26 protein-coding genes and 1 pseudogene are annotated in these 25,233 nt (G+C 60.5%); 15 read left to right on the top strand and 12 right to left on the bottom strand.

The features are described 5' to 3' along the window. The first annotated feature begins 86 nt into the window (after positions 1 to 86). Positions 87 to 353 carry a hypothetical protein gene (locus M1D34_RS27460; RefSeq protein ID WP_498786255.1) on the top strand — a complete coding sequence of 89 codons (267 nt, stop codon included), beginning with the start codon at positions 87 to 89 and terminating at the stop codon, positions 351 to 353. Positions 354 to 356: 3 nt separating this feature from the next. After that, positions 357 to 1,388 (top strand): annotated as a pseudogene (gene dinB / locus M1D34_RS27455) (DNA polymerase IV). Here dinB and M1D34_RS27450 read toward each other — a convergent pair. Further along, entirely contained in the window at positions 1,385 to 1,882 is a 498-nt protein-coding gene (locus M1D34_RS27450) for an SOS response-associated peptidase family protein (RefSeq protein WP_498785822.1), read from the bottom strand. The pseudogene dinB and the gene M1D34_RS27450 sit on opposite strands and share 4 nt — an antisense overlap. 57 nt (positions 1,883 to 1,939) lie before the next feature. Between M1D34_RS27450 and M1D34_RS27445 the strand changes: the two genes are divergently transcribed. The 3 genes from M1D34_RS27445 (at position 1,940) to M1D34_RS27435 (ending at position 3,907) form a co-directional block, all read left to right on the top strand. After that, the gene (locus M1D34_RS27445) at positions 1,940 to 2,530 is read left to right on the top strand and encodes an SOS response-associated peptidase family protein (protein WP_498785820.1); all 591 of its coding nucleotides are present in this window, start codon (positions 1,940 to 1,942) and stop codon (positions 2,528 to 2,530) included. Between the two features lie 578 nt (positions 2,531 to 3,108). After that, positions 3,109 to 3,777 carry a DUF433 domain-containing protein gene (locus M1D34_RS27440; RefSeq protein WP_498785818.1) on the top strand — a complete coding sequence of 223 codons (669 nt, stop codon included), beginning with the start codon at positions 3,109 to 3,111 and terminating at the stop codon, positions 3,775 to 3,777. After that, entirely contained in the window at positions 3,758 to 3,907 is a 150-nt protein-coding gene (locus tag M1D34_RS27435) for a DUF5615 family PIN-like protein (RefSeq protein ID WP_498785816.1), read from the top strand. The genes M1D34_RS27440 and M1D34_RS27435 overlap by 20 nt, the downstream gene beginning before the upstream one ends. A gap of 961 nt (positions 3,908 to 4,868) precedes the next feature. On the opposite strand, the gene M1D34_RS27430 is transcribed toward M1D34_RS27435, so the two are convergent. Genes M1D34_RS27430 through M1D34_RS27415 form a run of 4 tightly spaced genes read right to left on the bottom strand, consistent with a single transcriptional unit; the run spans position 4,869 to position 8,583 of the window. Next, on the bottom strand, positions 4,869 to 6,056 hold the full coding sequence (locus M1D34_RS27430; protein ID WP_498785814.1) for a M24 family metallopeptidase: 1,188 nt from the start codon (positions 6,054 to 6,056) through the stop codon (positions 4,869 to 4,871). A gap of 34 nt (positions 6,057 to 6,090) precedes the next feature. Continuing rightward, a complete protein-coding gene (locus M1D34_RS27425; RefSeq protein WP_379939744.1) occupies positions 6,091 to 6,504 on the bottom strand; it encodes a cupin domain-containing protein in 414 nt (137 codons plus the stop codon). 29 nt (positions 6,505 to 6,533) lie between these two features. Next, positions 6,534 to 7,376, bottom strand: coding sequence for a phosphoenolpyruvate hydrolase family protein (locus tag M1D34_RS27420; protein ID WP_498785812.1), 843 nt, complete (start codon positions 7,374 to 7,376; stop codon positions 6,534 to 6,536). Further along, positions 7,345 to 8,583: a Tm-1-like ATP-binding domain-containing protein gene (locus M1D34_RS27415; protein ID WP_498785810.1), complete on the bottom strand. Its 1,239-nt coding sequence runs from the start codon at positions 8,581 to 8,583 to the stop codon at positions 7,345 to 7,347. The genes M1D34_RS27420 and M1D34_RS27415 overlap by 32 nt, the downstream gene beginning before the upstream one ends. Before the next feature lie 105 nt (positions 8,584 to 8,688). Between M1D34_RS27415 and M1D34_RS27410 the strand changes: the two genes are divergently transcribed. The 7 genes from M1D34_RS27410 to M1D34_RS27380 all read left to right on the top strand — a co-directional run bounded on the left by M1D34_RS27410 (position 8,689) and on the right by M1D34_RS27380 (position 15,388). Then, positions 8,689 to 9,330, top strand: a complete 642-nt coding sequence (locus M1D34_RS27410; RefSeq protein WP_498786253.1) for a TetR/AcrR family transcriptional regulator — start codon at positions 8,689 to 8,691, stop codon at positions 9,328 to 9,330. A gap of 354 nt (positions 9,331 to 9,684) precedes the next feature. Beyond that, on the top strand, positions 9,685 to 10,992 hold the full coding sequence (locus M1D34_RS27405) for an ABC transporter substrate-binding protein (RefSeq protein WP_498785808.1): 1,308 nt from the start codon (positions 9,685 to 9,687) through the stop codon (positions 10,990 to 10,992). 150 nt (positions 10,993 to 11,142) lie between these two features. Next, positions 11,143 to 12,048, top strand: a complete 906-nt coding sequence (locus M1D34_RS27400) for a carbohydrate ABC transporter permease (protein WP_029963124.1) — start codon at positions 11,143 to 11,145, stop codon at positions 12,046 to 12,048. Position 12,049: 1 nt separating this feature from the next. Beyond that, complete coding sequence (locus M1D34_RS27395) at positions 12,050 to 13,009, top strand: carbohydrate ABC transporter permease (RefSeq protein ID WP_498785806.1); 960 nt, start codon at positions 12,050 to 12,052, stop codon at positions 13,007 to 13,009. Continuing rightward, positions 13,006 to 13,206 carry a hypothetical protein gene (locus M1D34_RS27390; RefSeq protein ID WP_018098160.1) on the top strand — a complete coding sequence of 67 codons (201 nt, stop codon included), beginning with the start codon at positions 13,006 to 13,008 and terminating at the stop codon, positions 13,204 to 13,206. Before M1D34_RS27395 ends, M1D34_RS27390 begins: the two co-directional genes overlap by 4 nt. Beyond that, positions 13,203 to 14,312 carry an ABC transporter ATP-binding protein gene (locus M1D34_RS27385; RefSeq protein ID WP_498785804.1) on the top strand — a complete coding sequence of 370 codons (1,110 nt, stop codon included), beginning with the start codon at positions 13,203 to 13,205 and terminating at the stop codon, positions 14,310 to 14,312. Before M1D34_RS27390 ends, M1D34_RS27385 begins: the two co-directional genes overlap by 4 nt. After that, positions 14,312 to 15,388 (top strand): ABC transporter ATP-binding protein, encoded by a 1,077-nt coding sequence (locus M1D34_RS27380; RefSeq protein WP_498785802.1) that lies wholly within the window; start codon positions 14,312 to 14,314, stop codon positions 15,386 to 15,388. The genes M1D34_RS27385 and M1D34_RS27380 overlap by 1 nt, the downstream gene beginning before the upstream one ends. Before the next feature lie 107 nt (positions 15,389 to 15,495). Here M1D34_RS27380 and M1D34_RS27375 read toward each other — a convergent pair whose 3' ends face one another. The 4 genes from M1D34_RS27375 to M1D34_RS27360 are packed head-to-tail and all read right to left on the bottom strand — an operon-like array spanning position 15,496 to position 19,302. Continuing rightward, positions 15,496 to 16,470 carry an NAD(P)-dependent oxidoreductase gene (locus tag M1D34_RS27375; RefSeq protein ID WP_498785800.1) on the bottom strand — a complete coding sequence of 325 codons (975 nt, stop codon included), beginning with the start codon at positions 16,468 to 16,470 and terminating at the stop codon, positions 15,496 to 15,498. A 25-nt stretch (positions 16,471 to 16,495) separates the two neighbouring features. Then, a complete protein-coding gene (locus tag M1D34_RS27370) occupies positions 16,496 to 17,188 on the bottom strand; it encodes a FadR/GntR family transcriptional regulator (RefSeq protein ID WP_498785799.1) in 693 nt (230 codons plus the stop codon). A gap of 2 nt (positions 17,189 to 17,190) precedes the next feature. Then, positions 17,191 to 18,360, bottom strand: a complete 1,170-nt coding sequence (locus M1D34_RS27365; protein WP_498785797.1) for a mandelate racemase/muconate lactonizing enzyme family protein — start codon at positions 18,358 to 18,360, stop codon at positions 17,191 to 17,193. Positions 18,361 to 18,414: 54 nt separating this feature from the next. Next, complete coding sequence (locus M1D34_RS27360; protein ID WP_498785796.1) at positions 18,415 to 19,302, bottom strand: sugar phosphate isomerase/epimerase family protein; 888 nt, start codon at positions 19,300 to 19,302, stop codon at positions 18,415 to 18,417. 313 nt (positions 19,303 to 19,615) lie between these two features. Between M1D34_RS27360 and M1D34_RS27355 the strand changes: the two genes are divergently transcribed. Next, positions 19,616 to 20,467 (top strand): sugar phosphate isomerase/epimerase family protein, encoded by an 852-nt coding sequence (locus M1D34_RS27355; protein ID WP_498786251.1) that lies wholly within the window; start codon positions 19,616 to 19,618, stop codon positions 20,465 to 20,467. A gap of 128 nt (positions 20,468 to 20,595) precedes the next feature. Here M1D34_RS27355 and M1D34_RS27350 read toward each other — a convergent pair whose 3' ends face one another. Continuing rightward, positions 20,596 to 21,417 (bottom strand): DUF1206 domain-containing protein, encoded by an 822-nt coding sequence (locus M1D34_RS27350; protein WP_498786249.1) that lies wholly within the window; start codon positions 21,415 to 21,417, stop codon positions 20,596 to 20,598. A gap of 351 nt (positions 21,418 to 21,768) precedes the next feature. Between M1D34_RS27350 and M1D34_RS27345 the strand changes: the two genes are divergently transcribed. Then, positions 21,769 to 22,143 (top strand): VOC family protein, encoded by a 375-nt coding sequence (locus M1D34_RS27345; RefSeq protein ID WP_498785794.1) that lies wholly within the window; start codon positions 21,769 to 21,771, stop codon positions 22,141 to 22,143. Positions 22,144 to 22,618: 475 nt separating this feature from the next. On the opposite strand, the gene M1D34_RS27340 is transcribed toward M1D34_RS27345, so the two are convergent. After that, positions 22,619 to 23,422 (bottom strand): helix-turn-helix domain-containing protein, encoded by an 804-nt coding sequence (locus tag M1D34_RS27340; protein ID WP_498785793.1) that lies wholly within the window; start codon positions 23,420 to 23,422, stop codon positions 22,619 to 22,621. Positions 23,423 to 23,615: 193 nt separating this feature from the next. Here M1D34_RS27340 and M1D34_RS27335 point away from each other — a divergent pair, with 193 nt between their 5' ends. After that, positions 23,616 to 24,620, top strand: a complete 1,005-nt coding sequence (locus tag M1D34_RS27335) for an MBL fold metallo-hydrolase (protein ID WP_498785791.1) — start codon at positions 23,616 to 23,618, stop codon at positions 24,618 to 24,620. A gap of 411 nt (positions 24,621 to 25,031) precedes the next feature. Here M1D34_RS27335 and M1D34_RS27330 read toward each other — a convergent pair whose 3' ends face one another. Continuing rightward, positions 25,032 to 25,220, bottom strand: a complete 189-nt coding sequence (locus tag M1D34_RS27330) for a hypothetical protein (protein ID WP_498785790.1) — start codon at positions 25,218 to 25,220, stop codon at positions 25,032 to 25,034. Between the last annotated feature and the right edge of the window lie 13 nt (positions 25,221 to 25,233).

Raw genomic sequence — 25,233 nt, 5'->3', positions numbered from 1 at the left:
GTGGCGCGCGGAGGTTGAGCGAGAGGGCCCATTGAAGAATTCCATGAAGAGATTCAAATTGATGGCGGGAATGGGAATTTTTTCACCTGAGGCGACCGGAGCCTGTGAACAATCTGGGTCCGAGACTGAAGGATCACCGCGAGCCGATCATCGAGTTCATCTGTCGCCCATGTCATCGCCACGGCGCGCTTGAGCGCAAGGTGTTGGTGAAAGCATTCGGCGCCGGTGTAAACTTCGCGATACTTCGCCGTCGTATGGCCATGGGCTGCGAGCGCATGCAGGCGCCGGAGGGTGACAAATGCGGCGCGCACTTCCCATGTCTGGACGGTACAGATGGTCCTGATGAAAGCTAGGCCATGACAAACGACGAAGGCAGCGAGCGGCCGCGCAAAATCGTGCATGTGGACATGGATGCCTTCTACGCATCGGTCGAACAGCGCGGTAATCCAGAGCTGCGGGCTCTGCCGGTAGCCGTCGGCTATCCTGCCGCCCGTGGTCTCGTGGCGGCGGCCATCTACGAGGCGCGAAAGTTCGGCGTTCATTCGGGGATGCCTTCGGTGACGGCCAAGCGCAAATGCTCCCCGACCTCATCTTCGTCAACCCCGCTTCGACGTCTACAAGGCCGTCTCGTTGCAGATCCTCACGATTTTCGCCGAGTACACGCCAATGATCGAGCCGCTCTCGCTTGACGAGGCCTATCTCGACGTCACCGAAAACCTGAAGGGCATGGAGATCGCCACCGAGATTGCCGCGGAAATACGCGCGGGCCTCAATGCGTCGGTCGGGATTTCGTACAACAAGTTCCTCGCCAAGATGGCATCCGACCTCAACAAGCGCCCAATGGTCAGGCTGTCATTACGCCGAAGAACGGCCCGGCCTTCGTCGAGGCCCTCCCCATCAAAAAATTCCATGGTGTGGGCCCCTTAACGGCCGAAAAGATGCGTAGGCTCGGGATCGAGACGGGCGCAGAACTCAAGGAGAAGACGCTCGAGTTTCAGGTCGAACATTTCGGGAAATCGGGGCCATTGCTATGGAATTGCGCGCGGCATCGACAATCGCCAGGTCAAGCCGGACCGGGTGCGGAAATCCGTTGGCGCCGAAGACACGTTCTCTGAGGACATCCACTCCTACGGGCCGGGTCCCGAAGGTCTTCAGCCGTTGAGACAGTCTCGGGCTATTGCGAGGCCAATGAGATCGGAGCCAAGACCGTGAGGCTCAAGGTCAAGTATGCCGACCTCAGCCAGATCACGCGAAGCAAGACGGTTGCGGCGCCTCTGCCGGCGCCGATCTTTCCGCCGCGCAAGGGAATCCGCCTGCTCGGCGTCTCGCTGTCATCACTGGAACGGCAGACCTCTGAAGTGGCGGCGCAATTGCAGCTGGCGCTTTAGACCGCCAGCGTCGCCTGGACAGGATCGATCGAATGGCGCTTGACCCGGAATGTCCTTGCCGGCAGCGGGCGGAGGATTTCCTCCTCGGGCACCGGCCCGTCGAGCCACGCCAAGCGCTGATCGCGGGTGAGTACCGCCATCTGGCGGTTATGAAACGGCGCGAGATCGTCATTCGGCTCGATCGTAAGGATGGCATAGGCCTCCGGCCAGTCGTCGGTCGCCGGCCGCCAGATCCCCGCGAAGTAGAACCAGTCACCGTTAGCGAGCGAAAAGCTGAAGCTCCTGTGGCGAAACTCCGAGGCCGGCACCAGGCAGCGGTGGGTCGGAAAGGTCCGTCCTTCCGACCTGACTACGGTCACGGCGCGCGCGCCGCCGTCGCGGGGGCGCAGCCCCCACGGCAGCTCCACCATCTCCACATCGCCGTCATGGCGCCTTATGATGACGCGGCGCTCATCGAACGGGGTGTCGGATTGGAAAACGGTCGCACTCGTCATAAATAGAACATATCAGGAACACTATTGAGAGACAACCAGACCGGAGACGGAGGACGCATGTGCAATGATTATCGGCTGATGGTGGATGTCGCCTCGATCATTGGGGACTTCGCCGACCTCAAGATCAAGATCCGGTTCGGCGAAGGCGCCCCGAACCTCGAAGCACGTGAGGACATCAAGATCACCGACATAGGCCCCATCGTCAGAACGATCGACGGCGTCCGCGATCAGGCCGAGCTCGTGCAGCGGCGCTGGAGCTGGCCGGGGCCGAACAAGCGGCCGGTTTATAATTTCCGGTCGGAGGGACGGGAGTTCAATTCCAACCGCTGCCTGATCATCGGCGACGGCTTTTACGAGTTCACCGAACCGAAGGATCCAAAGAAGAAGCGCAAGGACAAATGGCTGTTCACCAAGAAGGACGAGCCGATCTTCTGCATCGCCGGCATCTGGCGCGACACGCCGGAGGTCGGGCAAGCTTTCACAATGCTGACGACAGAGCCTGGACCGGACATCGCGCCGTACCACGACCGGCAGATCGTTATCCTAGATCGAAGCGTGTGGGCAGATTGCCTCGATCCGACCATCTCAGCCCAATCGCTGATCACACCGCTTGCCGCAGGCACACTGGCAGTGGAGCAGGTCGGCTGACCTCGCACAAACTAGCAGTCGCAGCGCGAAGGAGGTCTCCATGACCCGCGGGTAAATCTTGGGCAGGACGATGTAGTCCGTACCGAGTTCGCGTCCCGCCCAGGCAGTATCTGATGTGCGATTCTGCGGGGATGCTGCGTTGAAGCTCGCCGCATCTCCGCGTCCCCTGCACCAGCTGAACAACTTCCGCTGCCCCTGTTTGGAGAAGTCATTGGTCGCAACCTAAGGGTGGCTAAGCAGTGGACATCGGATGACGGGCTAGTCGCGCTGCTTCTGACCGTAGACACCTCGCCGCCAAATTGGGCAATCTCAGATGTTTTGGCGAACGTGCGCCATGACGCATTCCTGCCTGATGCGCTACCGCGATTTCCGCCTGTGGTGTCAGATAGTCTCGTCGCACCCACTTGCAGGCGGCAATGGGACCTCAAAGTCAGCCATCGCAAGAACCTGCAGTCGTTTCAGTGTCGCGGGGGATCCCGCCATCGGTGCGGCGGTGGCCGTACCTCGTCAGGCCTTTGATATCTCCGCCTACAAATTATATATTCCGACACATCGGAAGAATTAAGATGGAGGCTCCCATGCCCGCAGTTGCCGAAATGCTGAAGGCGAGCGAGGCTGCCGTTGTCTCGCGCGTGAGCCTACGCGACGTCAATCGCGTCATCGACGAGCACATTCTCCCAGAAGCCTTCGTCTCGCTCGACAACGGTCGTCATGTCCTGGCCGGGGCCTGCTCGCTCATCGCCTTCTATTTCGAGAGCGCCCGCCACCTCACCTCGGAAGAACGACTGTTTGCCATCCGGAGGGCAGAGGATCGCCTAACAAAGGCGCGCACGCTCCCGTGGTCCGCCCTGTTGCGCGAGGACTGGACTGTGCATCACGAGTTTCTGACGATCGATCTTATGCCCTTTATGAGAGGTGCTAGCGAACGGCTGGACGACCTTGCCGCAGCGCGAGAGATTGTCACATCCTCGCCAGACATCCTTGGCGGTACGCCAGTCATTCGGGGCACCCGCGTTCCGGTCTATGATGTTGCCGCATCCGTAGTGGCCGGCCGCTCGACGGAGCGTATCCTCGAAACCTGGCCTAGCCTCGACGCAGAGAAGATCAGGCTCGCCTCAATCTATGCTGAAGCCAACCCCTTGCGTGGCCGGCCGCGCGTTTTCGGCGACCTTCCCGAAGGCTCGCTCATTATCACAGATCGTCGCGTCCCCGTCGCAGGAAGACGGGATGAAGTTTCTGATCGATGAGTGCCTCAGTCCTGAACTGGCCAAAATGGCAATGGAAAAAGGTTACGGCGAAGCCAGTCATGTCGTCTGGATGAAACTGGCCGGCCGCAAGGACTGGGAACTCAAACCGATCATCTTAAGGGGCGACTAGGGACAATATGCCGACGTCGCCATCCATGCCGGGTTGATCTGCCTTAACGGCCCACCCGGCATGGACCTCGAACGACCCCCTCGATTGTCGCCCAAGCCTGGACGCCAACCTACCCAACGATCAGTTGGAACTAGCTCTTAGCCGTCTGCGCGAACAGCGTGTCCTCGCCGAAATGCAGGCAGCCGCAAAATCGCTGAGATATCGCGGCCCCAAACCATCGACCACATAGCACACATAGTCAGAAGGAGGCCGCCCGGCTTCTTGAAGAGATCCGCTATCATGCTACGGATCCTTCGAGATGCGGGAGCTCTCCGGCACATTCCGCCTTAAGAAATACCCCCTCGACACCGATGAGCTCGCGGCTTCACTCCCGCGACGATCACGCTCACTTCGTGAAATGTTCGAAATTTTACGAGCGGAGGGGCTATGATCGGTAGAGGTTCGCAATGGCGGCGATGGGAGCCGCACATCCACGCGCCCGGCACTTCCTAAACAATCAGTTCGGAGGCGGCGACCCTTGGACTGCTAGTCCGTGACAGCGACGGCCTCGATCGCAGGAGTGCAGCTTTCCAGAGATGTGAGATACGCCGCTGCAACTCCTTGATGATTTGCCGGAGTCGTGCCCCTCGCGCGAAAGCACCATCGCCTTCAGCGTTCTCCAAGTCATCGGGAAGTCCGCCACCGCGCACAAATTCTGATCGCCGTCGATGTCGTGCGCGGCCCACCGCTCCCAGCTTCTTTGAGCCGGAAGTCACGATGGTTGGCGGCACCCGTATCGACGTTTCCCACCGAGGCCGATGTCGACGGCAAGATTGGTATCGGCAAGGGGCTGGGTCGCCCAGCCGCCTTCATGCGGGAGTGCGTTGAGGTTCGCGGCACGAGAGCCATCACACCTGATAGACTACGGGCCCGGCACACCATCGTGCACAGGGCTCCGCTTTCGCAGAAGTTTCGCCGCTCGCTAAACCGCCCCAGGGTTCCAGCCGCGCCCTCTGTCGCCGAACATTTCGTATCCGTCCTTCGTGACGGCGAGCGTATCCTCGAGCTTGATGAAACCGCGTTGCGGATGAAGCATCGTCGTCTCGACGGAAATGACCATGCCTGCTTCCAGGGGCCGATCCGCATCTACGCCTTCATAGGCGACGGGGTGGTTGGTCATCAGGAATGGTGCTTCGTGGCTGATTAGACCCATGCCGTGGCAGAAGAAGTCGGTAAAGGCGGCCGAAGGCGAGCTTTTCAAAACCTCTCCCGCCGAAGCAATCATCTCACTGCCTGGTGCCCCGGCCTTGATCCTGGCAAATGCCGCCTGCTGGATCGAATCGACTTCAGCTAGCAGGTCCTCGAGCTCCGCATCGGGCTCGCCGAGCACGCCCATCCGGCAAAGGTCACCGATATAGCCCTGGTAGTTGCCGCCGGAATCAATCGAAAGCACCTCACCCTTCGCCCATGCCTGCGGCGAGGCCGCACGGTTGTGACTAGCACCCAGGGTCAGCAGGCAATACTCGAAATGCAGCCCGCGATTGGTCTCTTCTCGCCTGAGTCGTTCAATGATCTCGCCCTTGGTGGATCCCTCTCGTGCAGCCGCGATGGTAGCGAGCATTGAATCGGTGATCAGTTCGGAGGCAACCTTGAGCTTCGCCAGCTCTTGCGGTGTCTTGATCGAGCGCAGTCGCTCGAGCGCGTGCGTCGCGTCCACGAAACGCGCATCTTCGAGGCGAGAAGCCAAGAGATCCCGCGCATCAGCGGGCAGGAAGGGCGGTTCGATGCCGACGCGAGCACCCGCCTTACCGATCTTCCTCAGGTGCTCGGCCGCAAGCGCTGCTGCGTCGAGTGTACCCCATGTCGCCGTATGAACGGCGGGTGTCCAAAAAGGGTTGTTCTGGTGTTCTCCCCCTTCCATGCGGTTGCCAATATACGCCGAGTGATCGGGGGAGCCCTTCTCATAGACGACGATCGGCAGATAACGGCTGTGGCCGATCGCATCCATTGCGGCGAAGAAGATGAATTTGTAACCGCCCAGCAGGTACTGCGTGTTGTGCTTGGATGTGGCGAGCAGAACGTCGATGCCCGCCTCCTCCATGAGCTTGTCGAGTTTCGCCGCATCGAAGGGCGGCCCCGCCGCCCGCTTTTGTCTTGGGCTGGTATCCACGGAATTTCTCCCACAAAGCCGTTGTCGTGCGCCCTCAGGTACCGGGCGGGATTAGACGGAAATCCGGCAGATCCCGAAGCGCACGCTCAGGGCCTGCCGGTGAATAGACCACGAAAAGCTGCATCGGGCCGGGACCCGTGTTCCTTGTCGAGTGGAACCGGCTTTCCGGTACATAAATAGTGCAACCGGGTCCAACCCTCTGCGTCACCGGATCGCCGTTCTCGTCCTCCACCATCTGCTCGCCCTCTCCCGAGATGACGAAAATAATCTCTTCGGCGCCCGGATGATTGTGACGCGTATGCCCCTCTCCGCTCGGCAAATCGACCACACCACCCGAGAAGCGCTCCGCCCCGTTCACCTCCGGCGCGACCGTCAGCGCTAGCCGGCCCCAGTCGAAGCCGAAGCTGTCAACATCAATCGGGTAGAGAAAATATTTGTCCTTTGCCATGCCGCGGCCTCCTCCGCATCTTGCTCGCGTCAGACCACCGTACTGATGGCAAGCGCCTTGAACTCTTCCGTCTGCTTGCGGATCGCCACCTCGGCAGGCAGGCGTTCCAGGGAACTTGCGCCATAAAAACCATTGCAGCCTGGGCAACGATCCAGGATGTAGCGTGCATCCTCCGGCATCGAAATCGGCCCCCCGTGGCAGAGCACAATGACGTCCTTGCGTACCGAGCGCGCGGCCGCTGCGATCGCGTCGATTTCGCTCACGCAGTCGTCGAGCGAGATCGCGGAAGTGGCGCCGATCGCGCCTCCCGTGGTAACGCCCATATGAGCGACGACGATGTCTGCACCCGCCTTCGTCATCGCGATCGCTTCTTCCTCGTTGAAGACATAGGGTGTCGTCAGCAGGTCGAGCCGGTGGGCCTCGGCGACCATGTCCACCTCGAGACCATAGCCCATCCCGGTCTCCTCGAAGCTCCGCCGCATCCGTCCATCGAAGAGGCCGATGGTGGGGAAGTTCTGTACGCCGGAAAAGCCCATGGCCTTCAGTTCCGCAAGAAACTGGGGCATGAAAACGAATGGGTCGGTGCCATTGACGCCGGCGAGTACCGGTGTCGCCTTCACGACCGGCAGCACCTCCAAGGCCATTTCCTTCACGATCTCATTGGCGTTTCCATAGGCGAGCAGACCGGCCGCCGAGCCACGGCCCGCCATTCGGTAGCGGCCGGAGTTATAGATGATAATGAGGTCGATGCCCCCAGCCTCCTCGGCCTTGGCCGAAATCCCCGTGCCGGCCCCACCTCCGATGATCGGCTTGCCGGCGGCGATCATGGCGTGGAACTTTTCAAGAATGGTCTTGCGGGGGATTAGTGGCATCGGTGTCTCTTTCAGGGTTGGCAATGTCTCGGTAGGCGGCGACTGCGGCCTCGGCGAACTGCGGATCGTTGATGTGGAGCGGAAGGCGTTCGATGCGGCGCCGGTCATTGCTATCGACGGTGGCTTCCAATGCCTCGAAGAGCGCCGCATCCGCCGCAGGATCGAAGAAAGCGCCGCCCTCGATATCGAGCGCCGACACGCCTCGCTCCGGGATCAGGAACCGGAGAGGTCCGCTGCAGAGGTTCAGCTTTGCGCCAATCCACCTTCCGATCGCAGCGCATTCGTCCGGAGTCGTGCGCATGAGGGTGACGTTTGGGTTGTGGCGGTACAAGAGCCGGCCGGAATATCGCTCCGGTACCGTCTCTGGCGCCCAGAAATTGACCATATCCAAAGCCCCGACGGAGCCGACATAGGGCAAATCGGTGCGCGCAATGGCGCCGAAACGATCCTCGGTCGCCGGCAGCACGCCGCCGAAGAGAAGATCGCACACCTCCGTCGTCGTGATATCGAGCACACCCGATAGAAGCCCGCTGTCTGCAAGCTTCTCCATTGCTCGTCCGCCGGTGCCCGTCGCGTGGAAAACTAAACAGTCATGGTCGGCCTTCAGTCGTTCAACGATGGCAGTCACACAGGGCGTCGTCACGCCGAACATGGTCAGGCCGAGAGCGGGCTTCGAGGACGTTTCCTGCGCCGGCCTGTTCGCCATGGCGGTAATCGCCTCGGCCGCGTTTTGTAAGATCACGCGGCTCACGCGGTTGAGCCCGGCCATGTCGGTAACCGACGGCATCATGATGATGTCTGAGACGTCAACATAAGGTGCCACGTCGCCGGACGCGAGCGTCGAGACCATGACCTTCGGTAGCCCGAGCGGCAGCCTGCGCATGCCGGCGGTGATGATCGACGTCCCGCCGCCGCCACCCATGCCCACCACGCCGGCGACGTCGCCCCGGCGGGGAAGGAACCTCGCGAATGCCTCGCCCATCGCAGCAATCGCTGTTCCCCGGTCGTCGCCGGAAAGTACCGCGGCGGCACCGCCTGGATGCGCGGCGGCGACGGTTTCGGCGGAGATGTCAACCATAACCGTGGGGCGACGCGTGCCGACATCGACCAAAACAGGCCGGCCGCCCGCTGCCTCGACGCAGGACGCAAGATAAACGAGTTCCTCCCCCTTCGTGTCGGCCGTGCCGACGACGTAGATGTGCTTCATCTCTCCTCCCCGGCGACCCTGGCCCTCCTCTGCCGTGAAAAGCCGCCTCATGCCGGCCGGTTTGCCGGCACTTGCAAATTTATGAGATGCGCGTATCGTAAAGATATGGATGTCTCACGTCAACAGAGCGAATCCTCCTCACGCGCCGAACGCGGTCCCCGAGCCCGCACACGCAAACTCATGTTGGATACCGCCACACGGTTGATGCAGTCCGGTATCACCCCCTCGGTGAGTGAGGTCGCCGAAGCCGCCGAAGTTTCGCGCGCCACTGCCTACCGATACTTTCCGAGCCAGGCGGCGCTGGTTCATGCGGTGGTGCACGAGGCGCTCGGCCCGATCCTCGACTGGAGATCCGAAGCGCCCGATGCGCTCACCCGCGTTGGCGATCTGCTCGCGACCGCCATGCCGCGCATCGACGAGTTCGAGGCGACATTCAAGGCTGCGCTGAAGCTCTCGCTCGACCAGTGGGCCCAGCGCCAGGCAGGCACGCTCGGTAACGAACCACAGCTCACGCGAGGGCACCGCGTCGAACTCCTTCGACAAGTCACCGTTCCACTTGAGGGCAAGGTGTCAGTTGAGGCCCGCGAGCAGTTGGCTCAGGCGCTCTCGCTTGTTTTCGGTGTCGAGGTGCTGGTCGTGCTCAAGGATATTTGGGGCCTCTCGGCCGAACGCGCGCAAGCCGTTGCAGAATGGGCGGCAGCAGCCTTGGTCGAGGCGGCGGTCCGGGATGCGCAAACCGCGGCATGATCTCGCGCACTCTTGCCCGCATGGAAACTGGTTTGACCAATTTAGATGATGCGCGTGCATAACGACTTAGCGACAGCTCTTTCCTGATTGAACTGAGGTAAGGCATGCAGGTTAAATTCCGTAGCGAGGCCGGCATTGTGAGCGGTGATCTGCGGCAGACTGCGATGAAACAGTAATCTTGACGCTCGTCAGCTTTGGTACTACCAGATTGGTGCTGCGTTCGTTTGGGGCTTGATATCTGTCCCAACCGCAAGGGTCGGAGGAGGACCCGCCGCAGAAGCGCCAATCAGGAGGATTTGACAGACGGACCGCCGTGGTAAGGTGGGCGGGATGCAAAAAAGGGGAGGAAAAATTATGCGCAAGACAGTGGCCGGCCTGTTGGCTGGTATCAGCTTTATGTTCGCCTGCGGGACGTCCGCGCAATCACAAGAACTGACGATTTTCTGGGCGGAATGGGACCCGGCCAATTATCTCCAGGAGCTTGTAAACGAATACGAGGCCGAGACCGGCGTGAAGGTCACGGTCGAAACGACTCCATGGGCCGACTTTCAAACGAAGGCCTTTACCGAATTTAACGCCAAGGGCTCGGCCTATGACATGGTCGTCGGCGACTCACAGTGGATCGGCGCCGCATCGGAGGCCGGCCACTACGTCGACCTCACCGAGTTCTTCAACCAGCACAAGCTAAACGAGGTGATGGCTCCTGCCACGGTGAAGTACTACTCGGAGTATCCTGCGAACTCCGGCAAGTACTGGTCGATCCCTGCCGAGGGTGACGCTGTCGGGTGGTCATACCGCAAGGATTGGTTCGAGGACCCGAAGGAGATGGAGGCCTTCAAGGCGAAGTATGGCTATGACCTCGCTCCGCCCAAGGACTGGAAGCAGTTGCGCGACATCGCCGAGTTCTTCCATCGTCCGGACCAGAAGCGCTACGGCATCGCGATCTACACCGACAACTCCTATGACGGCCTCGTTATGGGCGTGGAGAACGCCATCTTCTCTTTCGGAGGAGAACTCGGAGACTACAGCACTTACAAGGTCGATGGGATCATCAACTCGGAGAAGAACGTCAAGGCTCTCGAAGCCTACCGCGAGCTTTACGGTTTTACGCCTCCTGGCTGGGCCAAGTCCTTCTTCGTCGAAAACAACCAGGCGATCACCGAAAATCTGGCGGCGATGAGCATGAACTACTTCGCCTTCTTCCCGGCGCTGGTCAATGAAGCATCAAACCCGAACGCGAAGGTCACCGGCTTCTTTGCCAACCCTGCCGGCCCGGAGGGCGACCAGTACGCCGCGCTCGGCGGCCAGGGCATCTCCATCGTCTCCTATTCGGAAAACAAGGAAGAGGCGATGAAGTTCCTTGAGTGGTTCGTCAAGGACGAGACACAGAAGCGCTGGGCCGAGCTCGGCGGTTACACGGCAAGCGCCAAGGTGTTGGAGTCCGAAGAGTTCCAAAACGCGACGCCCTACAACAAGGCCTTCTACGAGACCATGTTCAGAGTGAAGGACTTCTGGGCAACGCCCGAATATGCCGAGCTGCTGATCCAGATGAACCAACGCATTTATCCCTATGTGACGGCCGGCCAGGGTACAGCAAAGGAGGTGCTCGACGCTCTCGCCAAGGACTGGAACGCGACCTTCAAGAAGTACGGCCGCCAATAACTGTAAGACACTGCGGGAGGGTGCCCGGCTCCCTCCCGTTCTTCAACTTGGCACCGGACAGGGCTCGCGCCGGACGCGGCGACGCGCTCAGGCAATACGCAACAGATGGCGCAAGTGCGCCCGGCGTCGGGCTCTGGGAGGAGGAGCACATTGGCCACCGTGGTTATGACATCGCTGGATTCGAAGTCGCGCGCGGCTTCGCGCGGCTTGAGCGACATCAAAATTCGCAATCTTTTCATTATTCCGACGATCCTGTTCCTGATCGTCTTCAACATCTTCCCGTTGATCTACTCGCTCGGCTATTCTTTCACGGACTTTCGTGCTTCGACGAACGCGCCGGCCACCTTCGTCGGCCTGCAGAACTACCGGGAACTGTTAAACGACCCCTTCATCTGGGCAAACTTCGCCATTACGGCGAAATACGTGATCGTGTCGGTTACCGGTCAGGTTGTCGTCGGCTTCGGCACGGCGATGCTGCTCAACCGTGAAATTCCGTTCAAGGGTTTCATCACGACACTGCTTCTGCTGCCGATGATGCTGTCGATGGCGGTGGTCGGCCTCTTCTGGAAGCTGCTCTACGATCCTTCCTTCGGCATTATCAACTACGCGCTCGGCCTCGGCTCTTTCGAGTGGCTGGCGAACCCCGAAATGGCACTCTACGCTGTCGCCATCACCGACATCTGGATGTGGTCACCCTTCGTGATGCTGCTCTCGCTCGCAGGTCTCTCGGCCGTACCGAGGCACCTTTACGAGGCGGCTGCCATTGATCGAGCGGGACCGTTCTACACGTTCTTCCGTATCACTCTGCCGCTCGTTGCGCCGATACTCATGATCGCCATCATCTTTCGCACGATGGAGGCTTTCAAGACTTTCGATCTCGCCTACATTCTCACCAGCCAACCGACCACGGAGGTGATCTCCATCCGCCTCTACAAGATGGCGTTTCAGGAATGGCAGACCGGGCGGTCCTGCGCACTTGCCTACATAGTGCTGATCATGGTGCTCGCGATCACCAACATTTACGTCAAATATCTCAACAGGGTGAAGGAGCGCTGAGATGGCGGCCGTCCAAACTCGCTCCGAGCGCGCGCTGAACCGGGTAGCGATCGCCGCCGTGCTCGTAATCACGCTGCTGTTCCTCGCACCGATCTATTGGATCACGTCTACGGCCTTCAAACCGCGTAACCTCGCGACGACCATCCCACCGACGGTCATCTTCGAGCCGGAGATTTCGCCCTTCGTCAAGCTCTTCACGAAGCGCTCTCAGTTGCGGTCAGCACCGGAGCCAGAGGTCTATGCTGCCGCTCCCTGGTGGGAACGGTTGGTCTTCGACGGGGGGGAAAAGGTCGTGCGTTCGGGACGCGGTGAGGTGCAGCTATCCGGCTACCCCAACCGCTTCATGAATTCGCTCATCGTGGCGATCACCTCTACGGTGCTCGCCGTTGGCATGGGCACCTTCACGGCCTACGGCTTCTCGCGTTTCAAAGTGAAGGGCGAAGCGGACCTGTTGTTCTTCATTTTATCTACACGCATGCTGCCGCCGGTGGTCGTGGCAATCCCCATGTTCCTGATGTACCGGGCTGTCGGGCTGAACGACACTCACTGGGGTCTTATTATTCTCTACACCGCCTTCAATCTGTCCTTCTCGGTCTGGCTGATGAAGGGCTTCATCGACGAGATTCCGAAGGAATATGAGGAAGCGGCGCTTGTCGACGGCTACACGCGCTTGCAAGCCTTCTTCAAGATTGTGCTGCCAGAGGCCGCCACAGGAATCGCCGCGACCGCCGTCTTTTGCTTCATCACAGCGTGGAATGAATATGCTTTCGCGCTGATTATGACGAACCGGCGCGCGCAAACGGCACCGCCCTTCATCCCAAGCCAGGTCGGCTCTGGCCTTCCGGATTGGACCGTCATCGCCGCAGGTACCTTCCTGTTCCTGCTACCGGTCGCAATCTTCACCTTCCTGCTCAGGAACCATCTCCTGCGTGGCATGAGCTTCGGAGCGATCCGCAAATGACGTTTCGTGCGATAAACCAGAAGTATCTCGCGCCGGGCGCGCAGCTCCTGATGATATTCGGGATCATCGCGCTGTGCCAGCCATGGAACCTGTTCCTTCATCGCTATGGACTGACGATGACGTTAGTTGGGCTGATTGCCTTCATGATCACGTCGAAGGTCCCGCCGGAACAGAAAGCTGACGAGAGCAGGCCATGACGCAGATTGAATTACGCGGGATTGAGAAGCACTTTGGTGCCGTTCAGGTCATCAAGGACCTCAATCTCACCATCGCTGACAACGAGTTCATTGTTCTGCTTGGCCAGTCCGGCTGCGGCAAGACGACCACTCTACGCGCGATCGCCGGGCTCGAAACGATTGATGAAGGCGACATCCTAATAGACGGCCAGCCGGTGCAGCACATAAAGGCGGCGCACCGAGACATCGCCTTTGTGTTCCAGTCCTTCTCGCTCTACCCGCACATGACGGTCTTCGAGAATATCGCCTTCCCGCTGCGCGCAACGCGCGGCAACCGTGCCGATATTGAGCGCGAGGTTCAGGCGGTTGCAAAAACGCTCCAGATCACCCACCTCCTCGTCAAAAAGCCCTCCGCTCTTTCCGGGGGCGACATGCAGCGCGTGGCGATCGGCCGGGCACTCGTCCGGCGTCCCAAGGCGATGCTTATGGATGAGCCGATCGGCGCGCTTGACGCGAAGCTCCGCGAAGAGATGCGCGCTGAAATCAAGCGACTTCACATCAAACAGGGCTCGACAACGATCTACGTAACCCATGACCAGGTCGAAGCGATGTCCCTCGCCGATCGCATTGTCGTCATGCACGAAGGTGTGCTGCAGCAAGTCGGCAGCCCCCATGAGGTGTACGCTCGTCCTGCCAACATGTTCGTCGCGCAGTTTGTCGGGAGTCCGGTCATGAACATGTCTGACGTGACGGTTTCAGAGGACGCGGGGCATGCGCGGGTCGTGGTCCGAGGTGCTCCAACTTCCTTCGATTTTCCGTCGAATCTCACGGCCCAGCTCGCTGTCGCTGGGGCTCAAAACGGCAATCTCACCCTCGGCGTACGACCAGAAGGGGTTCTCCTGTCGAGGGAAGCACGTGAGGGCTACGTGCCCGTCGAGGCCCATATCATCGAACCGCTCGGCTCGCATGACATCATAGACCTGCAGGTTGGCAACCAGATGCTGCGCGCGCGGACAAAAAGTGGTTTCGTGCCCCGGCCCGGCGAGGCCGTCTGGGCTCGCATAGATCCGGCTCAGGCGCATTTCTTCGACAGCTCGACTGGCACATCTTTCGGGATCAGGCTCTGATGGCGCATATCGAACTCAAAGGCATCACCAAGACCTTCGGAACCCACACCGCGCTGAAGGATCTCAGTTTTGAAATTGCCGACGGAGAGTTTTTCGTGCTCCTCGGCGAGACGGGCGCCGGCAAGACGACGACCCTCAGGCTGATTGCCGGGCTCGAAAAGCCGACGGGCGGACAGATCTTCATCGACGGTGAGGATGTCGCCGACTGGGGCGCCGCCGAGCGCGACGTGGCGCTTGTGCTGCAGCAGTATTCGCTCTATCCCCGCTATACCGTCCGCGAGAACCTCGAATTCCCCCTGAAATCTCGCATCCGGCGCGTCGAAGCGGTCGAGATCAAGGAGCGTGTCGCCCGTGTCGCGAGGACGCTCCGCATCGAGCATCTGCTCGACCGCAAAACGGACCGCCTATCGGGTGGCGAGATGCAGCGCGTGTCCATCGGCCGAGCCATCGTGCGCAAGCCGCGCGTCTTTCTGATGGACGAGCCCCTTTCCGCCCTCGACGCCAAACTTCGCGAGGCGCTGCGCACTGAACTCAAAAACCTTCAGATGAATCTCGGCGCGACCTTCCTCTTCGTCACCCACGATCAGATCGAAGCCATGTCGATGGGCGACAAGATCGGCGTACTCAACAACGGCCAGCTCGTTCAGACAGGCACTCCACAGGAGATCTATCGCAATCCAGTCAACACTTTCGTTGCACGTGCAGTCGGATCGCCGCCGATGAACCTGATCTCCGGCAAGCTCGCGGCCAGCGAGGCTATCGCGGACGAAGGCTACCGCTTGCCTTTTGACGCGGCGTTCGGCGCTGCGCTCGACGGGCGGCCCCTCACCTTCGGCATCCGGCCTGAGGATCTCTTCCTCGAAAGCGGCGCACCCGGCGAGGCCCGCGTGCACGACGTCGAGAACCACGGTGTCGAGAAGATCGTCACGCTTCGTACAGGCAACCGCTTCTTGCAGGCGACGGTGCCAGCTCAGACCGACCTCGAGATCGAGGAGTCTGTTCGCTTTTCCTGGAATCCGGAGAAAGTCGTGCTCTTCGACGGCGGAAGCGGGATGAGCCTGCGCCACGCTGGCTGAGGCTTCATTGACGGCAAAAACCGATTCCATCCTGGTCGTGACTTTCCGCTTATTTGCCCGTCATTCACATGGCCACCAGGACGCGTCCATCCGGAATGGGCGAAGCCCTATGCCGGGAACCGCCGCCTGTAATGTTCCACGACCTCAGGGTTGCGGAGATTAACGGGCAATCCCCCTTCCATGACGCGGATCGCTTCGGCCGCAGCTCCTATTCCCATGCGCATCATGCTTTCCTCGGTGATCCCGGCGAGATGAGGCGTCACGATCACATTGTCCTGCCGGAAGTAGGAATGTTCGGGTGGCAGGGGCTGTGTAGAGAACACGTCAAGGGCAGCGCCGCCGATACGCCCCATCTCTAGCGCCTCGATCAACGCAGCATCATCCACGACCGGACCGCGCGACACGTTGACGAGGATCGCGCCCGGCTTCATGCGCGCAATTCGCTCGCGACTTAAAAGCCCGGTCGTCTTGGGCGTGAGCGGGCAACAGAGAACGATGATATCCGCCGTCGAAACCAGGTCGTCGACTGAGAGAAACCGGACACCGTCCGGCAGGCTTTCCGGCGAGCGGCTGTTCGCAACGATCTCCAGCTGGAACCCGTACTTCGCGATACGGAAGACCGCCTTTCCCACATTGCCCATGCCGATGACGCCGATGATGCGGCCGGCGAGATCAAGTGCTCGGTCGGAGTGGGCTCGCCCAGCACTCCAACCCATGTTTCTGAGATCGCGGTCCATAGGACGGAACTGGCGCAGCAACGCAAGCGTCACCATGAAGACGTGCTCCGCAACGGTCGGTGCGTTGACGGCCGGCACGTTGGCGATAAGCACACCGGCGGCCGTGGCCGCGTCATAGGGAATCATGTCGAGCCCCGCACCGTGCCGGACTAAGGCGCGCAGGGCCGGTACATTTCCGAAGAAGGCCGGCGGTATCGGCGCGCGCACGATGACAATCTCCGCACCCTCACCTTCACGAAGCAACGTCTCGGGATCGGGGGCGGAGGCGACGCGGAGATCGCCCGCCGCCTTCAGCATCGCTTCGGCGTCGGGGTGCAGGCGGTGGGTCGAGAAAATGAAACTCATCGGCCTCCTCATTGCCGACCGGGGACTACTCCGCGGCTGTCGCAGGCCCGCCGATGAGGCCCTTCCAGTAGCTTTCCGCGCCCTGAAGATGCGCGTTCATCAAAGCTTGGGCGAGATTGCCGTCGCGTGCGAGCAGCGCCTCGTAGATACGGATATGTTCTTCATGCGAGCGGCGGCTGCGGGCGATATCAGCGAAGTAGATAGGCAGTCGCTGTTCGCCCATGGTGTAATAGACGCTGCAGATCCGGTGGAACACGCTGTTCTTCGTAGCCCGCACGATCTCCAGATGAAAGTCCCGGTCTTCGCGCGCGAGGCCCTCGCCTGCAGCGATCTTCGCCTCGGAAGCGGCGAGAATTTCGCGCAGCCGTTCGTAGTTCTCCTCCGTCGCCCGCGCGCAGGCGAGCTCCGCAGCCTTGATTTCGTGGATCTTGCGGAGTTCCACCGTCTCGTAGATCACGATCGGGTCCAGTGGCACGCCGGCGCGCGCGAAGAGTGCTATGGCCTCGACACTGGCCTCTGTCGTCGTCAGATAGATGCCCGACTTCGGCCGGCGCTCCACGATGCGCATGGCTTCCAGGATTGCCAGAGCCTCCCGGATCTGTCCCCGGCTGACGGCGAAGTGCTCGGCGAGCTCCCGCTCCGAGGGTGTTCGCCCATTGCCGCTCGAAGTCGAAAATAGATGGGCCGCCAGATCCGAAAGCAGATTGTTTTCTTTCATGATTACAGTCTTTGCGCATGAGTCTCCAGGACGCGCTCATTTATCGTAAATCCCAGGCCGGGTTTATCGGGAATCTCTAGCATCCCGTCTATCACGGCGACAGTCTCCTCGACGAGGTCGTGGATCATTGGGTTCGCGCCGACCGAGTATTCGATGACGAAGCTCGCCGGGGAGGCCGCGCAGATGTGCAGGCCAGAGAAGAAGCACGGCGCACCGGCCCATAAATGCGGGGCAAGACGGAGGTTGAAGGCACTGGCGATCGCACCGATGCGCATGGCCTCCGTAATGCCGCCGCAGAACGCCGGATCGGGCTGGAAAATATCGGCTGAGCGCAGCACCGCAAGGTCGCGGAAAGCGAAGCGAGTGGCCTCGCTCTCGCCGGCTGCGATCGGCACGTTTCCAGCGGCGCGCACTTCCGCCATGCCGGCCTTGTCGTCTGCGATCACCGGCTCCTCGAACCAGGCAAGATCGCAATCCCGGACGAGCTGGATGAAACGTTTCGCGTCGGCAACCGTATAGGTGCCATGCGCATCGACCATGATGTCCACCGAGGGGCCAAGCGCCTTGCGGGCAGCACGCACGCGGGCGGCCGAGACATGCGGTGCGCGGTCCATCGCGCCGACCCTCATCTTGACCGCCTTGAAACCGCCACTGGCTAGGTAGGACTGCAGTTGGGTGCCGATCTTTTCGGCACTCTCCCACCCGCCGGAAGCATAAGCAGGCAGCCGATCCGCCTTACGCCCGCCGAGCAGCTTCCATACCGGCACGCCCAGCGATTTGCCGAGGATGTCCCACAATGCGATATCGACCGCACTGATCGCGGCAATCGAGAGGCCCCGGCGTGAGAGCTCCGGCATAGCATGACCCGACATCGCCGCCGTTTCGTGGCGCACGCCATTGTAGAGCATCTCCCAGATGGCGGAGATATCGGCGGCGTCGCGACCGACGAGCCTCGGCCCCACCTCATGGTTGAGCATGTGCACGAGCGTGCCGTAAGTACCCGCGCTGCCCGCAGCATTCTTGCCCTCACCCCACCCCACGATCCCGTCATCTGTTTCTATGCGCAGGATCGCCGCGTCGAAGGTTGTCAGGCGCCCGAAATCGCTGCGATGCTGCCGTTTGGCTTCGATAGGTATGCGAACCCACCAGGCTTGGACGGTCTTGATACGCATTTCGCCTCCCAACCTCGCAGCACGCCGGCCACGGGGCATGCTCGCGACCCGTCCTCACTTGATCAGCGGCAGGATGGTCTCTGCGGTGATCCGCATCTGGTCATCGTAGAACTTCTCGGTCAGCAGGCTCGATCCGTGATCCTGGATGAATTTCAGCTGCTCCGGCGGGATATCGACCGGGTTGCGCTCGACCATGTCGCGGTATTTCGCCGCCGGCGTGCGATCTACCGGAGCCACGAACTCATTGGTGAGCGCGCCGTCGTATCCGATCTCTTTCAAAGTGGCGACGATCTTCGGCCAGTCGAGATGACCGAGGCCCGCCGCAAAGCGGTTGTTGTCCGCCACATGGAAATCGAAAAGCCGGTTTCCGGCGAGTCTGATCGCGTCGTATATGTCCTCCTCCTCGATGTTGAGGTGAAAAGCGTCGAGGCAAACGCCGCAATCGGGATCAACTGCCTCGGCTAGCGCGAGCGCTTGGGCAGCACGGTTGAAGAGATAAGTCTCGAATCGGTTGAGCGGTTCAATCGCCAGCCGGACGCCCTTTTCCCGGGCGTGGGCGAAGCATTCCTTCGTCGCATCCACGACCCATTGCCATTCCTCCTCCTCGGTGCCATCGGGAACAACCTTGCCGACGGTCGCAGGTACAAGGGTGACGATCTCGCCTTCGAGTTCACTCACCATCGTTACAACACTCTTCACGTAATCCACTGACTTTGCTCGCTGGCCCTCATCTTTGGCTGCGAGGTTGCGCTCACCGAGCGTTAGCGTCACCGCGCCCCAGCAGCGAATGCCGTGCTCTTTGAGCAGTGCGCGCGTGTCCTTTATGTCGTACTGGGCCGGCTCGCCTGAAATCTCGATGCTCTCGTAGCCGTACTTCTTGATGCGCTTCAGCGTGACGGCGAGAGGTTCCGCCCGCATCCAGTTGTGCGTCGAAAGGTGCATAAACGTCCTCCCAAACTATCGTTACTGCCGCGGCACTCGAGGGGTGCCGGAGCATCTCCTCCACTCCGTCCGAACCTATTCTGGTTTGGCCAATTCTACTTCCTAAAAGGTCTATCCCAAATTGCCTCTGCCGGCAAGGCGCTTACGCAGCCATGCATTTGCGGGCTTTTCTCCAAGCGTGCGGCGTATCGCTGAGCTTCGGTCCGAAATCATTGACGTTGCCAACTTGACCAGATCGCCGGATTTGGTATTACCAGATGCGGCCGGCGTGGGGAGGCATTACCGCGGCAGTGAGAAACCGGAGGAAGGAACCATGAAGATCGGTATGTGCATGTTTCTTTGGACGACGAGCGTCGGCCGGAAACATGAAAAGTTACTCCGGGACATCAGGGCGACCGGCTTCGACGGGGTAGAAATACCGATCTTCGAGGGCACTCCGGACGATTACCGCCGCCTCGGCGCATTGCTCGATGGCATAGGTCTGGAGCGCACCGCTGTGTCTGCCATGAGCGACCCATCCATGAACCTGATTTCGCCTGAAAATGCGACACGCAAGCGCGGCATCGCTTACATGCAATGGGCTATCGATTGCGCGGCCGCCCTCGGCGCGCAGACGTTAAGCGGTCCACTGCATTCTACGCTCGGCCAGTTCTCCGGTACGGGGCCCACCGCCGCAGAACTGAGGCGGTCCATCTCTTCGCAGCGCACGATCGGCGATTATGCCGCTCAGCGCGGTGTCACCGTTGCGCTCGAGGCGCTGAACCGCTTCGAGTGTTATCTCGTCAACACAATGGACGACCTTGCTGCTCATATTGATGCAATCGGGCGTCCGAATATTCGCGCCATGTACGACACCTTCCACAGCAATATCGAGGAAGCCGATCCCGTGGGGGCCTTCACCCGCAATGCGGACCGCATCGTTCATGTCCACATCTCGGAAAACGACCGCGGGGTACCGGGCCGTGGCAACATTCCATGGCCGGAGACCTTCAAGGCAATCCGTGCGAGCGGCTATGACGGCTGGCTGACAATCGAGGCCTTCGGTCGCGCATTGAAAGACCTCGCGGCCGCGACGAAGGTCTGGCGCGATTTCTCCGAGACGCCGGAAGTGGTCTATCGCGATGGATACTGTCACATCCGGGACGGATGGAAGGCAGCGGCATGACAGACCCGGCCTTCCGGACGAAATCATAGCAGCTCCAGTTGAAATAGCCTGTGTGGCGCCGCTCACCAACGTTACAGCGGACCTGCCGGAGACCGGCGGCCGAGTCGGTCTCAGCCGACTGAGTTGGGTCAGGTTTTCTGCAGCGAGATCGGCTGCTTCACCGCTGCCAGATCAGGGCCGCGGACGACCCGATACCGCGCTTCAACGAGGTTATAGATGCCGAAAGCAGCAATACCGACAGCGACGGCGATGTACAGGATCGAGCCAAACGGCAGTTGTCGAAGCCACTCCAGGGCATCGCTCATGCTGCCAGCCTGTTCCGGGTCAACCCGGAATCCGGCATAGGCGAACAGGATACCGACAATCACGAAGACAGCGCCACGCGCGACGAGGCCGTAAATGCAGATTGAGGTAAGGACGCGGTTCCGGTCGGCAATGCGGAGATATCGCTCGAACTTTCGTGTGAGGCCTTTGTAGGCGGTGACGACGCCACCGACGATGAAGCCGATCCCGACCGCGATTGCCAGGTACGAGCCGAACGGCTTCGACATGATCCATTCCGCCAGCCCTTTCTCGCCTGATTCCTGGTTTCCTCCCGCAAGAAATAGTGCATGTCCGAGGGAGTAGCCGGCCAGCCCAAGGTACACTACGGCGCTGCCGAACAGTGCACTGCGCACAGAGAGCCCCTTGCGATCGGATCCGTGGCCGTCACTATCGGCAAGGGACTGGGCCAATCTCCAGGCGACAAACCCGAGCAGGCCGAGCCCGATCAATCCCACCCAGACCCGGCCAAAGGGCTGTCCGAGCAGCGTCAAGAGCGCTGATTTCATTTCGGGCCGACCGCCTGTCACTCCGGAGAAAAGAGCGAGTCCGGCAACGAGAAGGAACACGACACCACGGGCCGTGTAGCCTGCTTTCGCAAGTAGGCCGAAACGAAATCTTGAGGGCATCGTGCTCTCCGCGCTCCAATTTTCTTCGTCTACTAACGCACGACCTGCCGGAAGGTTGTCGTGGTTCGATCCAAGCTCTCGGCCGGCCACAGGCGAGCACCCGCGACAAGATCGTTTTCGACGCCCGGGCCTTGCCCGAACAGCCGCTTGTCATGGGAAATCTAAGGGTGTTGCCATACGGCACCCCCACCCTCTGTTCCTTGCCATCAATGGCTGAGACATGCCATCAAGTGTGAGACACAAGTGACCGCGAAGACCTTTGCAGCGCAAGCAGACATTGCAAGGCGCGCAGCAGAGGGTACGCTCCGGGCGCATCTTCGTCAGGAAGCCCCACACACTTCAGGAGAACTCATGTTTGACCATGTCAAATTCGGCGTCAGCGACTATGCAGCGAGCAAAGCGTTCTTCCTCAAGGCACTCGAACCGCTCGGCGTGGCCGTAGTCTCGGAGGGTCTGCCGACGTACGGTGTCGAGCTTAGCCCAAAGGGCAAGGCTTCATTGTGCCTGTACCAAACCGAGGAGAAGCCGGCGCATCTTCACTTGGCGTTCACGGCCGAGAACCGGCAGCAAGTCGAAGCTTTCTATCGGGCGGCTCTCGAGGCGGGCGGCAAAGACAATGGCGCCCCCGGTCTGCGCCCGCACTACCACGCGAACTACTATGCAGCTTTCGTCATTGGTCCGGACGGGCACAACATCGAAGTGGTGTGCCACGAACCTGAGGCCTAATCCTGCCGTCGAAAGGCATCCACAAGGGCGCTTCGCCTACCTGCGGCCGCCCTCATGGCAAACGTTGAGCATCGGTTTCCGCCCCGAAAGCCGATCCGCTGGATGAACGCCCTGACTCGGTCAGACCCTCGGTCAAGGTCTCGAATGCGGCCCCAAGTAAAGGCTCTTGAGCAGATCCGAGCCGCAGACCCGCTCATTGCGCAACCCTTGCACCGTTGGCTTTTGGTCCTTGCTTTGACAGGCATCAATGCACTTCAGCGACGGCGTCCAGGGCAAGCTTTGGCGCGCTTGAGCGACACCGTCTCTACCAAAGTTCGTGCCGGGTTGTGGCCGCCGCTCGCCACGCGCCGTCTGGTGATGGCCGAAGAACCACAGCGAGACGTCAACATCGGGCGTTCAAAGCCGGGCCGCAGCGCGCTCTTGGGGACGGGTTTCGAGGCGAACTTCGATCCGATCCCGTAACCCACTGTTATGTTCACCGGGAAGGAGGCTTCCTCAAAGCCAGAAGACTGACTGAAGGCGGCGCACCGAAAGTCCGGCGGAAATCATTGGTGAAATGCGCTTGATCCGAGAAGCCAGCGGTGTGCGCGGCCGTCGTAAAGTTGCTGCCGTTCACGATCTCACTTATGGCCACACGCATCCTGTTCCAAGCGCGGTAGCGACGGAAAGGCACACCCACCTCTCGGGTGAATACGCGCTGAAACTGCGACGCTGACAGGCCTAGGCTCTTTGCGAGCGGCGATACCGAGGTGAGTTCGTCCGAGTGCGTTCGCAGGTAATCAACAGCCGCCGCTATGCGCGTGTCTCTGCTTCTAGAGGCCCGCCGTGCGGAAAAGCCGAGCAAGTCCTCCAGAGCCAAGCCGGCCCATCTGGCGGCGGCACTATCCTCCCACAGCTCGCGCATGACCGAAACCTCGCCGCTACGCCCCATGAGAACACCGTCCACTTCCCAACCATTGCGGGACAGCGGCACCAGTGCTTCTGTGCCGCCATGCGTTGGTTCGATATAAAATACTGCCAGTGGATAGCCGCCGAGATCAAGCTCGTGAAGCACACCAGCGGGAATGACCGCCGTACGGCACGAATGCCAATGACCCCCATGGATTCGCAGCCAGAATTCACTGTAGATTCCAGCCAGGAAAACGGGAGCGCCATGCTGGTGGGGCCTGTTGTACTCGAGGGGTCCTACAAAGAACGTATGCGCTTCATCCACGTGCCAAAAGGGGCGGAGCATGCCGTCCGGAGCAGCACGTTCATACAAGCCATCCGGTGCCGACATAGCTAACCTCACAATGCTTGCGACCACCTAGTCTCATCTCGATCGCGGGACTGCAGTGTAGGTGAACCTCGCAGAAATGGAATGACCTGTGCTGGAGCGTTCCGGAGTCAGATCGGCTGCGGCGGACGCGGCTCATTGCTTCGAGCGCAGTGGGAGCAGCTGAGATAAGTACCCACGTGGAGGAGGATGCCGCATGATGCTTCTACCCCAGTTATCTCGACGACAAGTGCTGGCCTCGGCCGCTGCGCTGATAGCAGCTCCGGCAATAACCGGCCTGTTCGGGTCGGCGGCACAAGGTGCTGGCATGCCGCTCGGCCCGTCAATGCCAACCCACTATCGTTTCAAGCTCGGAAGATTTGAAGTGACCAATATCCTCGATGCCGGCCCCGTGCTCGATGGACCGTGGCCGATCGTCGGGCAAGATCGCCCGCAGACCGAAGTCGAAGAGTTGATGCGGCAGAGCCTACTTCCCGAAAGGAAATTTCGGCCAGGCTTTACCCCCACAATCGTGAACACGGGCAAAGAGCTCGTGCTCTTCGATACCGGCAACGGCGAAAACGGTTTCGTCCCGCGGCCCAATGGCGGCTGGCTCGCAAACCTGTTAGGCCCGGCCGGGTTCACGCCGGAGCAGATCGACGTCGTGGTACTGACCCACGGCCATGCTGATCATATCGGCGGCCTCGTCGAGGGTGGAAGACCACTATTCCCGAACGCGCGATATGCAATCGGGGATGTGGAGTTCGATTTCTGGTCGTCCGAGGACCGTCTCGCGGCTCCTCCCAGCGACAACGAGTATGTGTCGGCAAAGCTCTTCGCCAGCAATGTCGTTCCCTTGGCCGAACGTACAAGCTTCCTCAAACCGGGTGGTGAGGTAGTTCCCGGCATTCGTGCGGTTGAGGCCTATGGGCATACACCTGGCCACCTCGCGTTTCACGTCGAAAGCGAGGGCAAACAACTGCTCGTCTGGGGCGATTGCGCCCATCACGAGGTAGCATCGCTTGCGCATCCCGAGTGGCACGCTTTTTTCGACATGGATAAGGCCAAAGGCGCGGAGACCCGGCGGCACATCTATGACATGGTTGCAACCGATCGGCTTCCTGTCGCCGGATACCATACGTCATTCCCCTCGCTCGGGTTTGTTGAGCGGAAGGATAGAGGCTATCGTTGGCTGCCGATTTCTTATCAGTTCAGTTTATAGGCCCCGTTGCAACACTGTAAGAGTGTGACCTGATCGTCTCGCATCATTCCCACGGGCCGGGGGCCATCACCCCATCCCTTGCAGTGGGGGTTACGATCGGCGGCGTACTGGCCGTCCAAGGGCCGCCGACGATGCCTCGGCGGCTTCTTGCATCGCGCCGCCAGATACCGATTCTTCTGTAAGCGCGCAGCGTTCTCACGATTTTCCTACTATAACTGGTAGTCACGCGCGTTGCGGGTCGCTCATTCCACCGTGTGCATTCATTTCTGCGGCGAAGGCGCTTTCGACCGCGCCCGCTCGAGGCCGGCACCGTCGCGTGAATTGACGTGTCGAGCTAAACCTGTCGCTGTCCGGCCTTAGCGCCGGGTCTTTTTCGTTCGGTGTGCGCCCGGGACGCCCTCGCCCTAACCCTCAATATCTCCACTTAGGAGCGCGTTTAGCGTTGTGAAGCAACTCGCGAGCCGTGGCGAACCGGCCGAAGAGGCGGGTCAAGCGCCGTTTTTCTTCCTCGCACATGTTTTGCCCTCGGCAAAACTCCGTCACTGACCACATTGTGGTTGCAGCCTCTGTGATTGCGGCTTGCGGCTGAATGCGCTCCATAGAAATCCTCCAT

The organism is Ensifer sp. D2-11 (assembly GCF_054161295.1).
This window is presented reverse-complemented; position numbering and strand designations above follow the sequence as displayed.

Bases quoted from the DNA above. Each gene is read 5' to 3' on its own strand.
- M1D34_RS27335 (WP_498785791.1), top strand. From the start codon at position 23,616: ATGATGCTTCTACCCCAGTTATCTCGACGACAAGTGCTGGCCTCGGCC.
- M1D34_RS27420 (WP_498785812.1), bottom strand. From the start codon at position 7,376: ATGCCACTAATCCCCCGCAAGACCATTCTTGAAAAGTTCCACGCCATG.
- M1D34_RS27330 (WP_498785790.1), bottom strand. From the start codon at position 25,220: ATGGAGCGCATTCAGCCGCAAGCCGCAATCACAGAGGCTGCAACCACA.
- M1D34_RS27440 (WP_498785818.1), top strand. From the start codon at position 3,109: ATGCCCGCAGTTGCCGAAATGCTGAAGGCGAGCGAGGCTGCCGTTGTC.
- M1D34_RS27445 (WP_498785820.1), top strand. From the start codon at position 1,940: ATGTGCAATGATTATCGGCTGATGGTGGATGTCGCCTCGATCATTGGG.
- M1D34_RS27350 (WP_498786249.1), bottom strand. From the start codon at position 21,417: ATGCCCTCAAGATTTCGTTTCGGCCTACTTGCGAAAGCAGGCTACACG.
- M1D34_RS27450 (WP_498785822.1), bottom strand. From the start codon at position 1,882: ATGACGAGTGCGACCGTTTTCCAATCCGACACCCCGTTCGATGAGCGC.
- M1D34_RS27435 (WP_498785816.1), top strand. From the start codon at position 3,758: ATGAAGTTTCTGATCGATGAGTGCCTCAGTCCTGAACTGGCCAAAATG.
- M1D34_RS27410 (WP_498786253.1), top strand. From the start codon at position 8,689: ATGGATGTCTCACGTCAACAGAGCGAATCCTCCTCACGCGCCGAACGC.
- M1D34_RS27425 (WP_379939744.1), bottom strand. From the start codon at position 6,504: ATGGCAAAGGACAAATATTTTCTCTACCCGATTGATGTTGACAGCTTC.
- M1D34_RS27395 (WP_498785806.1), top strand. From the start codon at position 12,050: ATGGCGGCCGTCCAAACTCGCTCCGAGCGCGCGCTGAACCGGGTAGCG.
- M1D34_RS27390 (WP_018098160.1), top strand. From the start codon at position 13,006: ATGACGTTTCGTGCGATAAACCAGAAGTATCTCGCGCCGGGCGCGCAG.
- M1D34_RS27370 (WP_498785799.1), bottom strand. From the start codon at position 17,188: ATGAAAGAAAACAATCTGCTTTCGGATCTGGCGGCCCATCTATTTTCG.
- M1D34_RS27380 (WP_498785802.1), top strand. From the start codon at position 14,312: ATGGCGCATATCGAACTCAAAGGCATCACCAAGACCTTCGGAACCCAC.
- M1D34_RS27385 (WP_498785804.1), top strand. From the start codon at position 13,203: ATGACGCAGATTGAATTACGCGGGATTGAGAAGCACTTTGGTGCCGTT.
- M1D34_RS27355 (WP_498786251.1), top strand. From the start codon at position 19,616: ATGAAGATCGGTATGTGCATGTTTCTTTGGACGACGAGCGTCGGCCGG.
- M1D34_RS27340 (WP_498785793.1), bottom strand. From the start codon at position 23,422: ATGTCGGCACCGGATGGCTTGTATGAACGTGCTGCTCCGGACGGCATG.
- M1D34_RS27375 (WP_498785800.1), bottom strand. From the start codon at position 16,470: ATGAGTTTCATTTTCTCGACCCACCGCCTGCACCCCGACGCCGAAGCG.
- M1D34_RS27360 (WP_498785796.1), bottom strand. From the start codon at position 19,302: ATGCACCTTTCGACGCACAACTGGATGCGGGCGGAACCTCTCGCCGTC.
- M1D34_RS27405 (WP_498785808.1), top strand. From the start codon at position 9,685: ATGCGCAAGACAGTGGCCGGCCTGTTGGCTGGTATCAGCTTTATGTTC.
- M1D34_RS27365 (WP_498785797.1), bottom strand. From the start codon at position 18,360: ATGCGTATCAAGACCGTCCAAGCCTGGTGGGTTCGCATACCTATCGAA.
- M1D34_RS27415 (WP_498785810.1), bottom strand. From the start codon at position 8,583: ATGAAGCACATCTACGTCGTCGGCACGGCCGACACGAAGGGGGAGGAA.
- M1D34_RS27345 (WP_498785794.1), top strand. From the start codon at position 21,769: ATGTTTGACCATGTCAAATTCGGCGTCAGCGACTATGCAGCGAGCAAA.